The following is a 17,580-nucleotide window of genomic DNA, read 5'->3' as shown; positions in this document are numbered from 1 at the left end:
ACCTGGGGAATCCCTAACGATACTTCTGAAAAGTCATACGACAACCTACAACAATAATGGACCCCTCATGACCACCACCACATCTACGCCCGTTCCATTCAACCGCCTGCTGCTCACCGGCGCCGCGGGCGGCCTGGGCAAAGTCCTGCGTGAACGCCTGCGCCCTTACGCCCAGGTACTGCGTCTGTCGGACATCGCCAACATGGCCCCGGCTGCCGACGCGTGCGAAGAAGTGCAAACGTGCGACCTCTGCGACAAACAAGCCGTGCACCATTTAGTGGAAGGCGTCGACGCGATCCTGCACTTCGGCGGCGTATCGGTTGAGCGCTCGTTCGAAGAAGTGCTCGGCGCGAATATCTGCGGTACTTTCCATCTCTACGAAGCCGCGCGCCGCCATGGCGTCAAGCGTGTGATTTTCGCCAGCTCCAACCACGTGATCGGCTTCTACAAGCAGGGCGAAAAACTCGACGCCCACTCCCCTCGCCGTCCAGACAGCTACTACGGATTGTCCAAGTCCTACGGCGAAGACATGGCCAGTTTCTACTTCGATCGCTACGGCATCGAGACCGTCAGCATCCGCATCGGCTCCTCGTTCCCGGAACCGCAGAACCGCCGGATGATGCACACCTGGCTGAGCTTCGACGACCTGACCCAACTCCTCGAACGCGCGCTGTACACACCCAACGTCGGCCACACCGTGGTCTACGGCATGTCGGATAACCTCGACACCTGGTGGGACAACCGCTACGCCGCGCACCTGGGCTTCGTCCCCAAAGACAGCTCCGAAGTGTTCCGCGCCCAGGTCGAAACCCAGCCACCGGTCGCCGCCGACGACCCGGCCAAGGTCTACCAGGGTGGCGCATTCTGCGCTGCTGGGCCGTTCGGTGACTGAGCGCACACCAACCAAGGGAATGAGTTGCCATGACCGCTGAACTGATTGTCGATGCACGCAATGCCGTGGGCGAATGCCCGGTGTGGGTGCCCGAGGAAAACGCCCTGTACTGGGTGGATATCCCCAACGGCGGCCTGCAACGCTGGAGCGCCGCCACTGGGCATATCGCTGCGTGGACAGCCCCGCAGATGCTCGCCTGCATCGCCCGCACGGATGCGGGCAACTGGGTTGCCGGGATGGCAACCGGCTTCTTCCAGCTCACCCCGCACAACGATGGCAGCCTCGACACCACGCCACTGGCGAGTGTCGAGCACCCACGCGCGGACATGCGTCTGAACGATGGCCGCTGTGATCGCCAGGGTCGTTTCTGGGCCGGCAGCATGGTGCTGAATATGGGGTTGAACGCGGCCGAGGGCGTCCTCTACCGCTACGCGTCAGGCCTGGTGCCCCACGCTCAGCTGGACGGTTTCATCACCCTGAACGGCCTGGCCTTCAGCCCCGACGGCCGCACGATGTACGCCTCGGACTCTCACCCGCTGGTGCAGCAGATCTGGGCGTTCGATTACGACATCGACAGCGGCACCCCATCCAATCGCCGCGTGTTCGTGGATATGCACAACCACCTCGGCCGACCCGACGGCGCGGCGGTGGACGCCGACGGCTGCTACTGGATCTGCGCCAATGACGCCGGGCTCATCCACCGCTTCACCCCCGAGGGTCGCCTCGACCGTTCCCTCACCGTACCGGTGAAAAAACCCACCATGTGCGCCTTTGGCGGCAGCCGCCTGGACACCCTGTTCGTCACCTCGATCCGTGATGACCCGAGTGAGCAGTCGCTGTCCGGCGGCGTGTTTGCCCTCAACCCCGGCATCACCGGTTTGCCGGAGCCTACGTTCACCCTTTAGCTGCATCGCTATGCCTTGAATACAACAATAACAAGACAGGAATGAACCCCCATGGACTTCAAACGCACCTTGCTCGCCGCTGCATTCTTTACCCTCAGCAGCGCCGCTAACGCGCTGGAAATCAAATTCGCCGACATCCACCCCGCCGGCTACCCCACCGTCGTTGCAGAAGAGAACATGGGCAAGGCCCTGACCAAAGAAAGCAACGGCGAACTGACCTTCAAGTATTTCCCTGGCGGGGTCCTCGGCTCCGAGAAAGAAGTGGTCGAACAGGCTCAGGTCGGCGCCATCCAGATGACCCGTGTCAGCCTCGGCATCGTCGGCCCGGTGGTGCCGGACGTGAACGTGTTCAACCTGCCGTTCGTGTTCCGCGACCAGGCGCATATGCGCAAGGTCATCGACGGTGAAATCGGCGATGAAATCCTCGCCAAGATCACCGACTCCGAGTTCGGCCTGGTGGCCCTGGCCTGGATGGACGGCGGCACGCGCAACCTCTACACGAAAAAGCCGGTGCGCAAGATCGAAGACCTCAAGGGCATGAAGATTCGCGTGCAAGGCAACCCGCTGTTCATCGACGCCTTCAATGCCATGGGCGCCAACGGCATTGCCATGGACACCGGCGAAATCTTCAGCGCCCTGCAGACCGGCGTTATCGACGGCGCAGAAAACAACCCGCCCACGATGCTGGAACACAACCACTTCCAGAACGCCAAGTTCTACACCCTCACCGAGCACCTGATCCTGCCTGAACCCATCGTGATGTCGAAAATCACCTGGAACAAACTCACCCCTGCGCAACAGGACATGGTCAAGAAAGCCGCCAAGGCCGCCCAGGCTGACGAGCGCGTGCTGTGGGACGCCAAGTCCGCCAGCAGCGAAGCCAAGCTCAAGGCCGCCGGCGTCGAGTTCATCACCGTCGACAAAAAACCCTTCTATGACGCCACCGCAGCGGTGCGTGCGAAGTACGGCGCGCCTTACGCCGACATCATCAAGCGTATCGACGCCGTTCAATAACGCCCCTCCCCTAAGCAAGGCCTGGCGCGGTCCACACTGACGCGCCCGGTTACGGTGAACGCCATGAATAATTTACTGCTGCGCATCAACGACCGCATCTACATGACCTGCATCTGGGTCGCCGGCCTTTCGGTTCTCGGCGTCGCACTGATTATCCCCTGGGGCATCTTCGCCCGCTATATCCTCGGCACCGGCGCAAGCTGGCCGGAGCCTACCGCCATCCTGCTGATGCTGGTCTTCACCTTTATCGGCGCCGCCGCGAGTTACCGCGCCGGGGCGCATATGTCGGTGGCCATGGTTACTGACCGCTTGCCGGCGCAACAACGCCGCCTCGTCAGCATTTTTTCCCAATTGCTGATGGCGACGGTCTGCCTGTTCATGACGATCTGGGGCACCAAGCTGTGCATGTCCACGTGGAACCAGTTCATGAGCGCCATCCCTACTCTGCGCGTGGGCATTACCTACATGCCGATCCCGATTGGCGGGCTGCTGACGCTGATTTTTGTCGTGGAAAAACTCCTGCTCGGTGACCAGAGCAACCGTCGGGTCGTGCGCTTCGACCTGGTTGAAGAAAGCGAAGGGGCCGCCTGATATGGACGCATTGATTCTGTTGGGCAGTTTTGTCGCCTTGATCCTGATCGGCATGCCGGTGGCCTACGCGCTCGGGCTGTCGGCGCTGATCGGCGCGTGGTGGATCGACATCCCGTTCCAGGCCCTGATGATTCAGGTGGCCGGCGGGGTGAACAAGTTTTCGCTGATGGCGATTCCGTTCTTTGTGCTGGCCGGGGCGATCATGGCCGAGGGCGGCATGTCGCGGCGGCTGGTGGCGTTTGCCGGGGTGCTGGTGGGCTTTGTGCGCGGCGGCCTGTCCTTGGTGAACATCATGGCTTCGACGTTTTTTGGGGCAATTTCCGGCTCGTCGGTGGCGGACACCGCCTCGGTCGGCTCGGTGCTGATCCCGGAAATGGAACGCCGTGGTTACCCCCGCGAATTCGCCACGGCGGTGACCGTCAGCGGTTCGGTGCAGGCCTTGCTGACTCCGCCTAGCCATAACTCGGTGCTCTACTCCCTCGCAGCCGGCGGCACCGTCTCCATCGCCTCGCTGTTCATGGCCGGCGTGGTCCCCGGCCTGTTGATGAGCGCGTGCTTGATGGCGCTGTGCCTGATCTTCGCGAAAAAGCGCAATTACCCGAAGGGCGAAGTCATCCCCTTGAAACAGGCGCTGAAGATCGCCGCCGACGCGCTGTGGGGCCTGATGGCAATGGTGATCATCCTCGGCGGCATCCTCTCGGGGGTTTTCACCGCCACCGAATCCGCCGCGATAGCCGTGCTGTGGGCGTTCTTCGTGACCATGTTCATTTACCGCGACTACAAATGGAACGAGCTGCCCAAGCTGATGCACCGCACGGTGCGCACCATTTCCATCGTGATGATCCTGATCGCCTTCGCCGCCAGCTTCGGCTACATCATGACCCTGATGCAGATCCCGGCGAAGATCACCACGATGTTCCTGACCCTGTCGGACAACCGCTACGTCATCCTGATGTGCATCAACGCCATGTTGCTGTTGCTCGGCACAGTGATGGACATGGCGCCGCTGATCTTGATCCTTACGCCGATTCTGCTGCCGGTGGTGCTGGGTATTGGCGTCGACCCGGTGCACTTCGGCATGATCATGCTGGTGAACCTCGGCATTGGTTTGATCACCCCGCCCGTGGGCGCGGTGCTGTTCGTGGGCGCGGCGGTGGGCAAGACCACCATCGAGAAGACCGCGAAGGCGCTGCTGCCGTTTTATGCCGTGCTGTTCCTGATCCTGATCGCCGTGACCTACATCCCGGCGCTGTCGCTGTGGCTGCCAAGCGTGGTGCTGTAAACCTCTATCAAAAACACAACAGATTCAAATGTGGGAGCGGGCTTGCCTGCTCCCACACTGAACCTCTGCGTTGGGCCTATTTCATACGGCGAGACACCATGTCGTCACACCTCATCGAACTCAGCGATCAACTCACCCACCTCACCCTCGCGCCGGCCACCGGCGCCAGCATCGTCAATTGGACGGTACGAGCAACCGGGCAGCCTTTGCTGCGCCATAGTGACCAACAAGCGCTGAACACCGGTTTGCCGGGCAAACTGGGCTGCTATCCCTTGGCCCCCTGGTCCAACCGAGTTTCCCGAGGCGGTTTCGACAACCCCGACGGCTGGCTGGCCCTGGCGCCCAATAGCCTCACGGACCCCTTGCCGATTCATGGTTCCGCCTGGCAGCAGGCGTGGCAGGTGGTGAGCCAGTCAGCGAGTGAAGTGGTACTGGCCGTGGAGTGCGACACGCCGTTCGCCTATCGCGCCGAGCAGCGCTTTCGATTGAGCAAGGGTGAGCTGAGTATTACGCTGAGCGTGACCCATCTGGCAGAAACACCCGCGTGGCATGGCCTGGGGTTGCATCCCTACTTGCCACGTCGGCCGGGCACACGCTTACAGGCCGAGGCGTCACAGGTGTGGATGAGTGATGCGTCCAAGTTGCCTACGCTCTTGGCGCCCGTGCCGGATGCCTGGGACTTCCGGGAACTGAAAACCCTACCCGAAGGCCTGGTGGACAACGGCTTTTGCCAGTGGGATGGGCATTGCCTGATCGAGCAACCAGAGCTGGGCTATACGCTGGAATGCCAGGCCAGCGGCGCCGATTACTTCCTGCTGTACTGCCCGCCGGGGCTGGGGTTCTTTTGCATCGAGCCGGTGAGCCATCCGGTGAACGCCCATCATCTGCCGGGCAGGCCTGGGCTGAGACTGCTGGAACAGAGCCAGTCGATCCACCTCAATCTCAGTATGAAATACGGCCCAAATGTGGGAGGGGACTTGCTTGCGAATGCGCTGGATCAGTAACAAACACGTCGCCTGACACCCTGCTTCGCGAGCAAGCCCGCTCCTACAGTCGGATCTCATGCGTACTGAAGACCACATTCCAAATGTCAGATCCAACCAAGCCAACTCCAGTAAGTCGCCGCAAACACCAGCATCAACAGATAGCCAATCAGCGTCACCAGGATCCCCACCTTGGCAAACTGCCGCGCCGTAAACGTCCCAGTCCCCATGCACACCATGTTCTGCGGCGCATTGATCGGCAGGATAAACCCATAGCTCATCACAAACCCCAACAGCATGGTCATGCCCAACCGGCTGAAATCCCCCGGCAAGGTCTGCAGCACCGCGATCAGGATCGGCAGCAACGCCGAGGTCAATGCCGTGGCGCTGGCGAACCCCAGGTGAATCAGGATCAGGAATGCGCCAAGAATCGCAAACATCCCCAACGGCCCAACTTGATCCAACCCCGTGTGGGCCACAACAGCAGAACCCAGCCATTGCCCGGCCTGGGTGGTCAGCAGCGCAGTGCCGAGGCTGATGCCAACCCCGAACACAATCACCGTGCCCCACGGAATGCGTGACTGCACATCCTTCCAGGTCATCACACCGATGCCCGGCAATAGCAGGAACACCAGCCCGGCGTAGGTCGTGGAGGCGGTGTCGAAACTGTGCAGGCGCCCTTCCGTGGCCCAGGCCAGCAGCAGCAATACCGAAACGCTCAACAGGCGCTTCTGCGGCCCGGTCATGGGCCCGATCTCCACCAGCGACTGCGCCACCGCCTCTTTACCGCCCGGGATGCTGTCGGTTTCCGGCGGCAGCAATTTGAGCACCAGGAACAGCAACACCGCCGACATGATCAACGCCCACGGCGCGCCGGCGATCAGCCAGTCGATCCATGACACGCGCTGACCCAGCATCTTGTCCATGAAGCCGACGGTCAGCAGGTTCTGCGCGGCGGCGGTCTGGATGCCGACGTTCCAGATGCTAGTGCCCTGGGCGACGACGATCATGATGCCAGCGGCGATATTCGAGCGTTTGTCGACACCAAAGGCCGCGATCACGCCCATCATGATCGGCACTACGCAGGCACTGCGCGCCGTGGCACTGGGCACCACGAGGCTGAGCAGGATGGTCACCGCAATCGCCCCCAGCAGGATGCGCCGGGTGCTGGTGCCGACCCGACTCAAGGTCACCAGGGCGATACGCCGATCCAGGCCGGTGTGGGTCATGGCGGCGGCGATAAACAGCGCGCCGGCCACCAGCGCCAACGCCGGGTTGGAGAACCCGGTAAGGGCCATGCTGATCGCCGGGCTGGTGCCGATCAAGTGCGTCGGGTCTTGCAGCGACGGCGCGGTCCCCAGCAAAAACGCTATCAGCGAAGTGATCATGATCGCGCTGGCTTCATAGGACACCGCTTCGGTGATCCACACCACCACGGCAAACGCAAGGATCGCCAGCATGCGGTGCCCGGCCACGGGCAAGTCGGCGGGCAGCGGCAACAGCAGCACGCCGGTCATTACCAACACCGCGACAACCAGGCCCAGGGGTAATTTAAAGGATGCCGCGCTCATCGGGTGCTCCAAGGCTCTAAATCAAGGCTTGAGCATGGGGCAAAACCACCTGCGGCGTGTTGACCTAGGCCAATAGCTGACTCAACACCGCGCGTAACTTGCCGGGCTTGACCGGTTTGTTCAACAGCGGTGCTTCGAGGCGACGCAAGGCACGTCGGCATTGGTCAGTGCGGTCAGCCGTGATGATCACCGCAGGAATGTTCTGCTCGAAATGCTCGCGCAGGTGCTTGACCACCGCACAGCCCACCACCCCATGGTCCAAGTGATAGTCCGCCAGGATCAGCTCCGGCGCCCTGCCCTGCAAAGCCAGCAACGCACCCGCCTGGTCGGTGGCGGTGACCACTTCGCAGCCCCACTGCCCGAGCAGCGCGCGCATGCTTTCGAGGATGCTCACTTCGTTATCGATCACCAGCAAACGCCGCCCAGGCAGCGGGTTGCCCGTGCTCGGTTGCACCGGCAACTGGCTGATCGGCAGGGGCATTTCGTCACTCAACGGCACCTCGATGCTGAACATCGAACCCCGCCCCGGCCAGGAACGCACGGCAATCGGATACCCCAGAATCTCGGCGATACGCTCGACAATCGCCAACCCCAGCCCTACGCCCTTGCGGTCCGAGGCGCGGCCGACGTCGAGCTGGTTGAACTCGAGGAAGATCGTCTGCAGCCGGTCGGCCGCAATCCCGCGACCGGTATCCCACACTTCCAGGCGCAGGCGACCCCCTCGGCGTCGAGCACCGAGCAAGATGCAACCTTCGTCGGTATAACGACAGGCATTGCTGAGGAAATTACGCAGAATCCGCGTCAGCAACCGCAGGTCGGTATTGATCGCATAACAGCCGGTGCGCACCCGCAGGTTCAACCCGGCCGCCAGGGCCACCGATTGGAACTCCGAGACCAGCGGCGCGAACAGCTCATCCAGCCGATACAACGCCACGTCCGGCTTGACGGCCGCCTGGTCCAGCCGCGAGATATCGAGCAAATCGGTGAGCAAATCCTCGGCGCCTTCCAGTGCTTGGTGCGTGCGCTCCACCAGCACCTGCTCGACGCTGGGCAACTGTCGCTCGCGCAAGGTGGCGATCAGCAATCGCGCGGCATTCAAAGGCTGCAGCAAGTCATGGCTGGCGGCGGCGAGGTATTTGTCCTTGCTGCGGTTGGCGGCCTGGGCGGCGTCACGGGCATCGCGCAGGTCCTGTTCGATCTGTTCGCGGTGGGCGATCTGCTGTTGCAGGTTGAGGTTGGCTTCGAGCAGTTCATCGGTGCGCGCGGCGACGCGCTGTTCCAGCTCATCGTTGAGGCGGATATAGCGGTTGCGCTCGGCCTCAAGCTCGTCCAGTCGCGCGGCGAGTTCCGGGTAATGGCTCTTGCGCGCGGAGTGATTGCCCAGCCCCAGCAACCCGGCGAGGGCGAGTTGCTGGTCCTCAGAGCGCTTCGCCATAGACAACCTCGACGTCGCGCTGGCTCGACTCCCTGGGATTCGTGAGGATGCACGGGTCATGCATCGCATGCTGGGACAGGAAGGGAATATCCGCCACGCGCACGCCATGCAGGCCGAGGGTTTCATGGAAGCCAATCGCATGCTTCAGTGCGATCAGATGCTCCACCAGCCGCCCGCAGATCTGCCGATGATTGAGGCCGCGGCAGTCGATGCCGAACGTCTCGGCAATCACCTGGAAACGCTCCGGCGCCGAGTTGTAGTTGAACGCCACCACATGCTCCACCAGCACCGCGTTGCACAACCCATGGGGCAAGTCGAGGAAGCCGCCAAGGCTGTGGGACATAGCATGCACCGCGCCAAGGATCGCATTGGAAAACGCCAGCCCGGCCTGCATGCTGCCGAGCATGATTTTCTCGCGCAGGGCAATGTCGCCGGGATTGGCGATCATCTGCACCAGATTGCCGTTGATCAGGCGCATCGCCTCCAGCGCATGCGGGTCGGTCAGCGGACCATGGCCGGTGGAGACGAATGCTTCGATGGCATGCACCAGTGCGTCAATACCGGTACAGGCGGACAGGAACGGGTCCATGCTGGCGGTGGTTTCCGGGTCGATCAGCGCCACGTCCGGGACCACCGCCTTGCTGACGATGGAGAACTTCATGCGTTCCTGCTGGTTGGAGATGATTACGAACTGCGAGACATCCGCCGAGGTGCCGGCGGTGGTTGGGATGAGGATCAGCGGCGGGCTGGGCACACGAATGGTATCCACGCCCTCGAACTCAAGGATGCTGCGCCCGTGGGCCACCGCAATGCCGATGGCCTTGGCGCAATCCATCGGGCTACCGCCGCCAATGGCCACGATCACATCACAGTGGTTTTCACGGTACACCTCGGCGCCGAGCATCACTTCTTCGACGCGGGGGTTGGGCGACACGGCGGTGTACAGGCAGTAGTCGACACCAATGGCTTGCAGGCTGGCTTCCACATCAGCCACCCATCCGGCGGCGAGCACCCCGGGGTCGCTGACCACCAGCACCTTGCGCGCGCCAAAGGTCTTGGCATAGTTGCCGACGTTGTGCCGGCAGCCGGCACCAAAGATGATTTCAGGCGAGACGAATTTGCGCAGAAGGCTCAGATTTGGGCTCATTGGAAAGCCTGTTTTTATTATTTTGGAAGAATGCGCTCCACACTAACCCATCCGGCTGCGATTGCAATCAGACCAAAGGGGCATGCTTGCGGCCAGCACCGGCCAGCGCTGGGCTGGCCGGGTGGAGGTCAACGGCTGGCGAAGTACATTGTCACTTCGAAGCCGATACGCAGGTCGGTAAAGGCAGGTTTGGTCCACATGGGGAATAGTCCTCTTGTTGTACCGGGGGGTTCCGGTGATTTCATTAATGCACGCAGATCAACGGGGGCGAATGCTACTTTCGAAGTAGCAGCCGCACTGCATTAGTCTCAGGTGTACATCAATCAAACGGTGGGAGCGCGTTGAATCAGAAGAAGCCCAGTGGATTGATGTCGTAGCTCACCAGCAAATTCTTGGTCTGCTGGTAATGATCCAACATCATCTTGTGGTTCTCACGCCCCACGCCCGACTTCTTGTACCCACCAAACGCCGCATGCGCCGGGTACAGGTGATAACAGTTGGTCCACACACGACCGGCTTTGATCGCTCGGCCCATGCGGTACGCGCGGTTGATGTCGCGGGTCCACAAACCGGCGCCCAGGCCGAACTCGCTGTCATTGGCTATCGCCAACGCTTCGGCCTCGTCCTTGAAGGTAGTCACACCGACTACCGGCCCGAAGATTTCCTCCTGGAACACGCGCATCTTGTTGTGCCCCTTGAGCAAGGTCGGCTGGATGTAATAGCCACTGGACAGGTCGCCTTCCAAACGTTCGGCCGCGCCGCCAGCCAGCAGTACCGCACCCTCTTCCTGAGCGATCTTCAGGTAGGAGAGGATCTTGTCGTATTGCTGCTCGGACGCCTGGGCGCCGACCATGGTTTCGGTGTCCAGCGGGTTGCCGCGCTTGATCTTGACGATCTTCTTCATCACCTCGGCCATGAATGCATCGTAGATCGACTCCTGCACCAGCGCCCGCGATGGGCAGGTGCACACTTCGCCCTGGTTGAAGAACGCCAGCACCAGGCCTTCAGCGGCTTTTTCGATAAATTGCGGCTCGGCCTGCATGATGTCTTCAAAGAAGATATTCGGCGACTTGCCGCCCAGCTCCACGGTGGACGGAATAATGTTCTCGGCCGCCGCGTGCATGATGTGCGCGCCCACCGGGGTGGAGCCGGTGAAGGCGATCTTGGCGATGCGCTTGCTGGTGGCCAACGCCTCCCCCGCTTCGCGGCCAAAGCCTTGCACGATGTTGAGCACGCCCGGCGGCAGCAGGTCATTGATCAGCTCGGCAAATACCATGATCGACAGCGGCGTCTGCTCAGCCGGCTTAAGCACGATGCAGTTACCGGCGGCCAACGCCGGCGCAAGTTTCCACGCAGCCATCAGCAGTGGGAAGTTCCACGGGATAATCTGCCCGACCACACCCAGCGGCTCGTGGAAGTGATAGGCGGTGGTCAGTTCGTTGATCTCGGCGGCACCGCCTTCCTGGGCGCGGATGCAACCGGCGAAGTAGCGGAAATGGTCAGCAGCCAGCGGCACGTCGGCGTTGAGGGTTTCGCGCACGGCCTTGCCGTTGTCCCAGGTCTCGGCCACGGCCAGCACTTCGAGATGCTGCTCGATGCGGTCGGCAATGTTCAGCAACACCCGCGAGCGGTCCTGGGCCGACGTCTTGCCCCAGGCATCAGCGGCGGCGTGGGCGGCGTCGAGGGCCTTGTCGATATCGGCGGCGCTGGAGCGCGGGAATTCGGCGATGACGTCGCCGGTGACCGGCGACGTGTTGGTGAAGTACTCGCCGTTGATCGGCGCGACAAACTCACCACCGATGTAATTGCCGTAGCGCGGCTTGAAGCTGACGATGGCGCCGGGCGTGCCAGGTTGTGCGTAGATCATGGTGAGGCCTCTGTCTGTTGTGGGTGTTGTCAGGGGTGCAGGCGTTGCATCTGCTTGCGTTCGTACTGCGGGTACAGGTGGGTCACGCTGCGGATCAGTTCGTAGCGGCTGAGGTTGATCGCCGCGAAACGTTCGGGGATCGGGCTGCGGATCAGCTCAGGCATATCGCGACCTTGGGCGGCGCCGTCGCGCAGGAGTTGGTCGAGCCAGGTGAGGTAGTCGCGCATCTGTTCGAAGGGTTTTGCATCCGCCGCGATCGGGCCGTGGCCGGGCACGATCAGCGTCCAGGGCAAGCCTTGCAGGGTGGCGATATCCGCCAGCCACAGTGCAAGGCCCGGTGAATTGGGCGTGGTGAGCGCGCGCTGGTAGAACACCAGGTCACCGGCAAACAGCACGCCGGTCTTGCGGTCGAATATCGCCAGGTCGGCACCGGTATGGCCGCGCAGGTGCAGCAGTTGCAGGTCGTGGCTGCCGAAGGTTTTTACGCCCGCTTGCAACACTTCACCCGGCAACACCACTTCAGTGCCGCGCATCCAGTCGCCGACCCTGCGGTACAGGTTCTCGGCCATGCTGTCGCCCTGCTCGTGCAGTAACTCGGCGGTGCCGGCCAGGGCGCCGATGGTCACCTCCTTGAACGCTTGGTTGCCGAGCGCATGGTCGGGGTGGTGGTGAGTCAGCAACACCTGGATCACCGGCTTATCAGTGACGCTGGCGATGGCCTGTCGCAGGGCTTCGCCGTAGCGCTTGGACGGCCCGGTGTCGATCACCACCACGCCGGGTTCGGTGACGATGAACCCGATATTGACGATGTCGCCGCCGTTGTCCTTGGCGAAGTTATCGGTGCTGCCTTCCAGCAGCCAGGTGTCATCGGCGATCAGGCGGGGTTTCAGGCCGTAATCCAGCTCGGCCAGCACCGGCTGGCTGAGCATGATCAGCCAGAGCAGAATCCAGCGCCGGGTCATGGGATGAGCGCCTCGAATTGACTGCCGCTGGTGTCGCGCAAAGTCAAACGCGTGGGCTCGGCGCCTTCGATATCGAAGGCCAGGTTGGGGTTTTCGCTGACGGCGGGGAACAATTCCAGGCGTGCCAACAGCTCACCGTTGGCACCGTGAAGTTCGGCATTGTTAACGAAAAACTCGGGAATACCACTGACCATGCCGTTATCCATCGGATGGGCAACTTGCAGCTTCACCCGGCTGAATTCCGCGCGCGGGTAGCGCCCGCCGAGCACTTCGCCGAGGTGGTCTTCCCAGCCCGCTTGCGTGCGCACCACGCTGGGCGCCGTGCAACCGCCGCCGGCGGCATCGATCAGTGTCGAACCGACATGCCACATCCCGTCCCGGGTCAACACCGCCGCGCGCAACGGCGTGGCCTGTTCGATGCGAATCCGGATCGACAGCCACGCCAGCACGCGCTCCACCGGCTGGAAGTCGACAATCTGTGGCAGCGGGTTGAGTTCGGCCCAGGCAAGGATCTTCACCACCTCGCCCTTGAACGCACGGGCATCAATCTCCAGCGGCACCTGGCGCGCGTCCTCGGCGAACGGCGGCGCCAAGAGCTTCACGCGCTCGTCGAATACGAACGGCGCATTGTCGAGAAAACGTTGGTGGTAGTAGGCCCACATCACCGAGGGCACCGGGTCGACGGGCGCGCCCCAGGCCAGCACCGGCAAACAGCAGACCCACCACCCGCGCAGGCGCATGGCTTACTCCTCGACGTGCACGCTGTCGAGGTAAGTGCGCACCGCCCACAGGGCTTCCTGGCTCAGGTAGTCAGCCATCTTCGGCATGTACACCCGGCCATCGCGCACGGCGCCGTGGCGGACCCGCTCGACAAACCACTCATCCCCGGGGTCGCCGGCATCCAGCATGCGCAGGTCGGGGGCGATCCCGCCGGACTTGGCTTCCAGGCCATGGCACGCCGCGCAGTTCTGGTTGTACGCCGAGGCACCGATTTCGACGGCCTTGTCATGCTCTGGGGAGGTGCGATACGGGTTGGTCGCGGCCCAGCCATCGGCGTCCAGCGGCACGCCGGCATCCTTGATCGGGGTGAGGCCTTTGGTTTCCACGGCAGTTGGGGTCACGTTGCCGTGGGCCCAGGCGGAACCGGCACCTATCGCAGCGGTAAGGAGGCAGGCGGTCAGCAAGGCGTTGCGTTTTGTTTTCATTATTTTGTCCCCTGAGGAGTGCACGCAAAACCTCTTGGCAGAGGCTATGGCAACCATCTTAGGAAGCGCCCGGCGGCACCCGTATGCTGCTTTGGTGGGCGGGTTCTCATCCGTTGGTAGCAGGCCTTGTGGGGCACTGCTAAATCAGAGGTGGTTCGGGAAATTGTCCCGGCAACACCGGGACTTTTTCCGTATTCGCCAACCCGTCCAGGCAGCAACCTGTGCAGGCCAAAACCTCCACTGGGAACTGCAACCATGACAATAAGATCGCTACCCGCCCGCTCACCCCTAAGCCTTGCCGTGCAAGCCTTTCTGCTGGTGGGCAGCCTGTCCCTCAGTGCTGCAAGCTCTGCTGCCGCCGAACCTGCGAAGCCCACCCACAACGTCACCTGGGAAGACATCGCCAACGACCACCTGACGACCAAGGACGTGCTGCAATACGGCATGGGCACCAACGCCCAACGCTGGAGCCCCCTGGCCCAGGTCAACGACAAGAACGTGTTCAAGCTCACCCCGGCCTGGTCCTACTCGTTCGGCGACGAGAAGCAACGCGGCCAGGAATCCCAGGCCATCGTCAATGACGGCGTGGTCTACGTCACCGGCTCGTATTCCCGTGTGTTCGCCCTTGATGCAAAGACCGGCAAGCGCCTGTGGACCTACAACCACCGCCTGCCCGACAACATTCGCCCGTGCTGTGACGTGGTCAACCGTGGCGCGGCGATCTTTGGCGACAAGATCTACTTCGGCACCCTCGACGCGCGCCTGATCGCCCTCGACAAAAACACCGGCAAAGTGGTGTGGAACAAAAAATTCGGTGACCACGCCGCCGGCTACACCATGACCGGCGCCCCGGTGCTGGTCAAAGACAAGGTCAGCGGCAAGGTGCTGCTGATCCACGGCAGCTCCGGCGATGAATTCGGCGTGGTCGGCCAGCTGTTTGCGCGCGATCCGGACACCGGCGAAGAGGTCTGGATGCGTCCGTTCGTGGAAGGCCATATGGGCCGCCTGAACGGCAAGGACAGCACACCGACCGGCGACGTCAAGGCGCCTTCGTGGCCAGATGACCCAACCACCGAAACCGGCAAAGTCGAGGCCTGGAGCCACGGCGGCGGCGCGCCTTGGCAGAGCGCGAGCTTCGATGCCGAGACCAACACCATCATCGTCGGTGCCGGCAACCCTGGCCCATGGAACACCTGGGCGCGCACGTCCAAAGACGGCAACCCCCACGACTTCGACAGCCTCTACACCTCGGGCCAGGTCGGCGTCGACCCAAGCACCGGCGAAGTGAAGTGGTTCTACCAGCACACGCCGAACGATGCCTGGGACTTCTCCGGCAACAACGAACTGGTGCTGTTCGACTACAAGGACAAGGACGGCAAGGTCATCAAGGCCACCGGCCACGCTGACCGCAACGGTTTCTTCTATGTGGTGGACCGCAACAACGGCAAGCTGCAGAACGCCTTCCCGTTCGTCGACAACATCACCTGGGCCAGCCACATCGACCTGAAGACCGGCCGCCCCGTGGAGAACGAAGGCCAGCGTCCGGCCAAGCCATTGCCCGGTGAAACCAAGGGCAAGCCAGTGGAAGTCTCGCCGCCGTTCCTCGGTGGCAAAAACTGGAATCCCATGGCCTACAGCCAGGACACCGGCCTGTTCTACATCCCGGGCAATCAGTGGAAAGAGGAATACTGGACCGAAGAGGTCAACTACAAGAAAGGCTCGGCTTACCTTGGGATGGGCTTTCGCATCAAGCGTATGTATGACGACCACGTTGGCACTCTGCGTGCGATGAACCCGACCACCGGCAAGGTGGTGTGGGAACACAAGGAAGCCATGCCGCTGTGGGCCGGCGTGCTGGCGACCAACGGCAACCTGGTGTTCACCGGGACCGGCGACGGTTTCTTCAAGGCTTTCGACGCGAGAACCGGCAAGGAACTGTGGAAGTTTCAGACCGGCAGCGGCATCGTCTCGCCGCCGATCACCTGGGAACAGGATGGCGAGCAGTACGTCGGCGTGACAGTCGGCTATGGCGGCGCGGTGCCGCTGTGGGGCGGCGACATGGCCGAGCTGACCAAGCCGGTGGCACAGGGTGGGTCATTCTGGGTGTTCAAGATCCCGAGTTGGGATAACAAAACCGCGCAAAAATAAGCTTGTAAATGCGGGACCGCCTTGCAGTCAGCGGGCTTGCCCCGCGCTGGGCTGCGAAGCGGCCCCAAACCCCGGCGTCTCGGTCTCTCTGAAACACGGCGCCGTCCCTGTTGGGGCGGCTTCGCCGCCCAGCGCGGGGCAAGCCCGCTCACTACAAGGTATCGTGATGAACTACCTGCCTTTATTACTGCTGCTGTCACTTCCCTTGGCTCACGCCACCGACGACGGCGACGACGCCCCCCTGATCATCAACGGCTGCACCATCGCCGAGCACAGCCAGTGCCCCGGCGCCAACCTCAAGGGCGCCAACCTGCGCAACCAAAACCTGAGCAAAATGAACCTGGCCGGTGCCGACTTGCGCGATGCGGATCTGCGCCACGCCAACCTGAACCTCGCCAACCTGGAGAAAGCCCAACTGCAAGGCGCCAACCTGACCCGCACCAGCCTGCAGCAAGCCAATCTGCGCCTGGCCGACTTTACCGGTGCCACGTTGATGGCGGTGCAAGGCTGGGGGATGTTTGCCCAAGGCGCGCAATTCGAAAACGCCAACCTCAGCGCGGCCTACCTGCAATTTGCACGGTTGTCAGGGGCGAAGATGCACAAGGCCAACCTGCGTGCGGCTGACTTGGAAATGACGTGGTTGAGCAAGGCCGACCTGCAAGGGGCGGACCTCAGTGATGCCAATCTGCAAGAAGCCAAGTTTGGTGAAAGCAACCTGGAGAAAGCCACGCTCACGGGGAGTCGTCAGCATTATGCGAACTTTCAGGATGCGAATATGGAAGGTTGCAAAGATTGCCCCACTACGTGGGATCGCTGAGACAACGCAATCCAAATGTGTGGGCTTGCTCGCGAATGCGGTGGATCAGTTGACTGACACACTGCATTCGCGAGCAAGCCCGCTCCCACAGGGGATTTGCGTCGCCACTGTCATCCCGCCACCCGCACCACCCCCATATCAATCCCCAAATGCACCAACTCGGCATGTGAACTCACCTGCAACTTGCTCTTGAGCAAGGTCAGGTAATTGGACACGGTCTTGCTGCTGATACTCAGCTGGGCCGCAATCGAGCGGGCCGGGGTACCTCTGGCGAGCATCAGGAAAATCTCCAGTTCGCGCTGGGTCATGCTCTGCAAACGGCGGTCTGTGGGGTGATAGGCCAGCTGGGTCGCCAGGTCCTGTTCGATATAGGTGTGACCGTCGAGGATGCGCTCCACCGCGTCCAGCATCACCGCAGGCGACGCGCTTTTGGTCAGGTAGCCCGATGCACCCGCCTCCAGAGCCTGGCGCACCAGGGACAACTCGGCGTGCTGGCTGAAAAACAGCACGCGCAACTGCGGCAAGCGCTGGCGCAGGCGGCGGGTGGTTTCCAGGCCGCTGATACCCGGCAGGCCGAAGCCGATGATCACAAGGTTGGGCACCGCCTCATGCACGCGCGCCAGGGCTTCTTCGCCACTGGCCGCTTCACGCACCACCACACCCGGCAGGCCGCTGCGCAACAGCCCGGCATAGCCCAGGCGGACCACGGCGTGATCATCGACCAACAGGATATTCATAATGCCTCCAATGGCAGCGGCTCT

At 62.3% G+C, this 17,580-nt stretch carries 17 protein-coding genes; 8 read left to right on the top strand and 9 right to left on the bottom strand.

Going from position 1 to position 17,580, the window contains the following annotated elements; genetic code table 11:
* The first annotated feature begins 67 nt into the window (after nucleotides 1-67).
* The 6 genes from AACY52_RS21360 (at nucleotide 68) to AACY52_RS21335 (ending at nucleotide 5,688) form a co-directional block, all read left to right on the top strand.
* Nucleotides 68-892 (top strand): NAD(P)-dependent oxidoreductase, encoded by an 825-nt coding sequence (locus AACY52_RS21360; RefSeq protein ID WP_339428166.1) that lies wholly within the window; start codon nucleotides 68-70, stop codon nucleotides 890-892.
* A 29-nt stretch (nucleotides 893-921) separates the two neighbouring features.
* Nucleotides 922-1,797 carry an SMP-30/gluconolactonase/LRE family protein gene (locus AACY52_RS21355; RefSeq protein ID WP_339428165.1) on the top strand — a complete coding sequence of 292 codons (876 nt, stop codon included), beginning with the start codon at nucleotides 922-924 and terminating at the stop codon, nucleotides 1,795-1,797.
* 51 nt (nucleotides 1,798-1,848) lie between these two features.
* Entirely contained in the window at nucleotides 1,849-2,811 is a 963-nt protein-coding gene (locus tag AACY52_RS21350) for a TRAP transporter substrate-binding protein (protein ID WP_339428164.1), read from the top strand.
* A gap of 63 nt (nucleotides 2,812-2,874) precedes the next feature.
* Nucleotides 2,875-3,402, top strand: coding sequence for a TRAP transporter small permease (locus tag AACY52_RS21345; protein WP_339428163.1), 528 nt, complete (start codon nucleotides 2,875-2,877; stop codon nucleotides 3,400-3,402).
* Nucleotide 3,403: 1 nt separating this feature from the next.
* The gene (locus AACY52_RS21340; protein WP_339420052.1) at nucleotides 3,404-4,684 is read left to right on the top strand and encodes a TRAP transporter large permease; all 1,281 of its coding nucleotides are present in this window, start codon (nucleotides 3,404-3,406) and stop codon (nucleotides 4,682-4,684) included.
* Nucleotides 4,685-4,782: 98 nt separating this feature from the next.
* Nucleotides 4,783-5,688, top strand: a complete 906-nt coding sequence (locus tag AACY52_RS21335; protein WP_339560765.1) for an aldose 1-epimerase — start codon at nucleotides 4,783-4,785, stop codon at nucleotides 5,686-5,688.
* An 86-nt stretch (nucleotides 5,689-5,774) separates the two neighbouring features.
* On the opposite strand, the gene AACY52_RS21330 is transcribed toward AACY52_RS21335, so the two are convergent.
* The 8 genes from AACY52_RS21330 to pedF form a co-directional block, all read right to left on the bottom strand.
* Nucleotides 5,775-7,238, bottom strand: a complete 1,464-nt coding sequence (locus AACY52_RS21330; protein WP_339420048.1) for a DASS family sodium-coupled anion symporter — start codon at nucleotides 7,236-7,238, stop codon at nucleotides 5,775-5,777.
* Between the two features lie 64 nt (nucleotides 7,239-7,302).
* On the bottom strand, nucleotides 7,303-8,673 hold the full coding sequence (locus AACY52_RS21325) for a hybrid sensor histidine kinase/response regulator (RefSeq protein WP_339428160.1): 1,371 nt from the start codon (nucleotides 8,671-8,673) through the stop codon (nucleotides 7,303-7,305).
* Nucleotides 8,657-9,820 (bottom strand): alcohol dehydrogenase-like regulatory protein ErcA, encoded by a 1,164-nt coding sequence (gene ercA / locus AACY52_RS21320; RefSeq protein ID WP_339428159.1) that lies wholly within the window; start codon nucleotides 9,818-9,820, stop codon nucleotides 8,657-8,659. The genes AACY52_RS21325 and ercA overlap by 17 nt, the downstream gene beginning before the upstream one ends.
* Before the next feature lie 128 nt (nucleotides 9,821-9,948).
* Complete coding sequence (gene pqqA / locus AACY52_RS21315) at nucleotides 9,949-10,020, bottom strand: pyrroloquinoline quinone precursor peptide PqqA (protein ID WP_010209364.1); 72 nt, start codon at nucleotides 10,018-10,020, stop codon at nucleotides 9,949-9,951.
* Nucleotides 10,021-10,166: 146 nt separating this feature from the next.
* A complete protein-coding gene (locus AACY52_RS21310; RefSeq protein ID WP_339428158.1) occupies nucleotides 10,167-11,687 on the bottom strand; it encodes an aldehyde dehydrogenase family protein in 1,521 nt (506 codons plus the stop codon).
* A gap of 29 nt (nucleotides 11,688-11,716) precedes the next feature.
* Entirely contained in the window at nucleotides 11,717-12,649 is a 933-nt protein-coding gene (locus AACY52_RS21305) for a quinoprotein relay system zinc metallohydrolase 1 (protein WP_339560764.1), read from the bottom strand.
* On the bottom strand, nucleotides 12,646-13,389 hold the full coding sequence (locus tag AACY52_RS21300) for a quinoprotein dehydrogenase-associated SoxYZ-like carrier (RefSeq protein WP_339560763.1): 744 nt from the start codon (nucleotides 13,387-13,389) through the stop codon (nucleotides 12,646-12,648). The genes AACY52_RS21305 and AACY52_RS21300 overlap by 4 nt, the downstream gene beginning before the upstream one ends.
* Before the next feature lie 3 nt (nucleotides 13,390-13,392).
* Nucleotides 13,393-13,854 carry a cytochrome c-550 PedF gene (gene pedF, locus AACY52_RS21295; protein WP_339436208.1) on the bottom strand — a complete coding sequence of 154 codons (462 nt, stop codon included), beginning with the start codon at nucleotides 13,852-13,854 and terminating at the stop codon, nucleotides 13,393-13,395.
* A 255-nt stretch (nucleotides 13,855-14,109) separates the two neighbouring features.
* Here pedF and exaA point away from each other — a divergent pair, with 255 nt between their 5' ends.
* Both exaA and AACY52_RS21285 read left to right on the top strand, forming a co-directional pair.
* On the top strand, nucleotides 14,110-16,002 hold the full coding sequence (gene exaA, locus AACY52_RS21290; RefSeq protein WP_339560762.1) for a quinoprotein ethanol dehydrogenase: 1,893 nt from the start codon (nucleotides 14,110-14,112) through the stop codon (nucleotides 16,000-16,002).
* Between the two features lie 166 nt (nucleotides 16,003-16,168).
* The gene (locus AACY52_RS21285) at nucleotides 16,169-16,819 is read left to right on the top strand and encodes a pentapeptide repeat-containing protein (RefSeq protein ID WP_339560761.1); all 651 of its coding nucleotides are present in this window, start codon (nucleotides 16,169-16,171) and stop codon (nucleotides 16,817-16,819) included.
* A gap of 110 nt (nucleotides 16,820-16,929) precedes the next feature.
* On the opposite strand, the gene AACY52_RS21280 is transcribed toward AACY52_RS21285, so the two are convergent.
* The gene (locus tag AACY52_RS21280; protein WP_339560760.1) at nucleotides 16,930-17,556 is read right to left on the bottom strand and encodes a response regulator transcription factor; all 627 of its coding nucleotides are present in this window, start codon (nucleotides 17,554-17,556) and stop codon (nucleotides 16,930-16,932) included.
* Nucleotides 17,557-17,580: the final 24 nt, after the last annotated feature.

The organism is Pseudomonas sp. EA_65y_Pfl1_P113, from assembly GCF_963970525.1.
Taxonomy (GTDB): domain Bacteria; phylum Pseudomonadota; class Gammaproteobacteria; order Pseudomonadales; family Pseudomonadaceae; genus Aquipseudomonas; species Aquipseudomonas tritici.
This window is presented reverse-complemented; position numbering and strand designations above follow the sequence as displayed.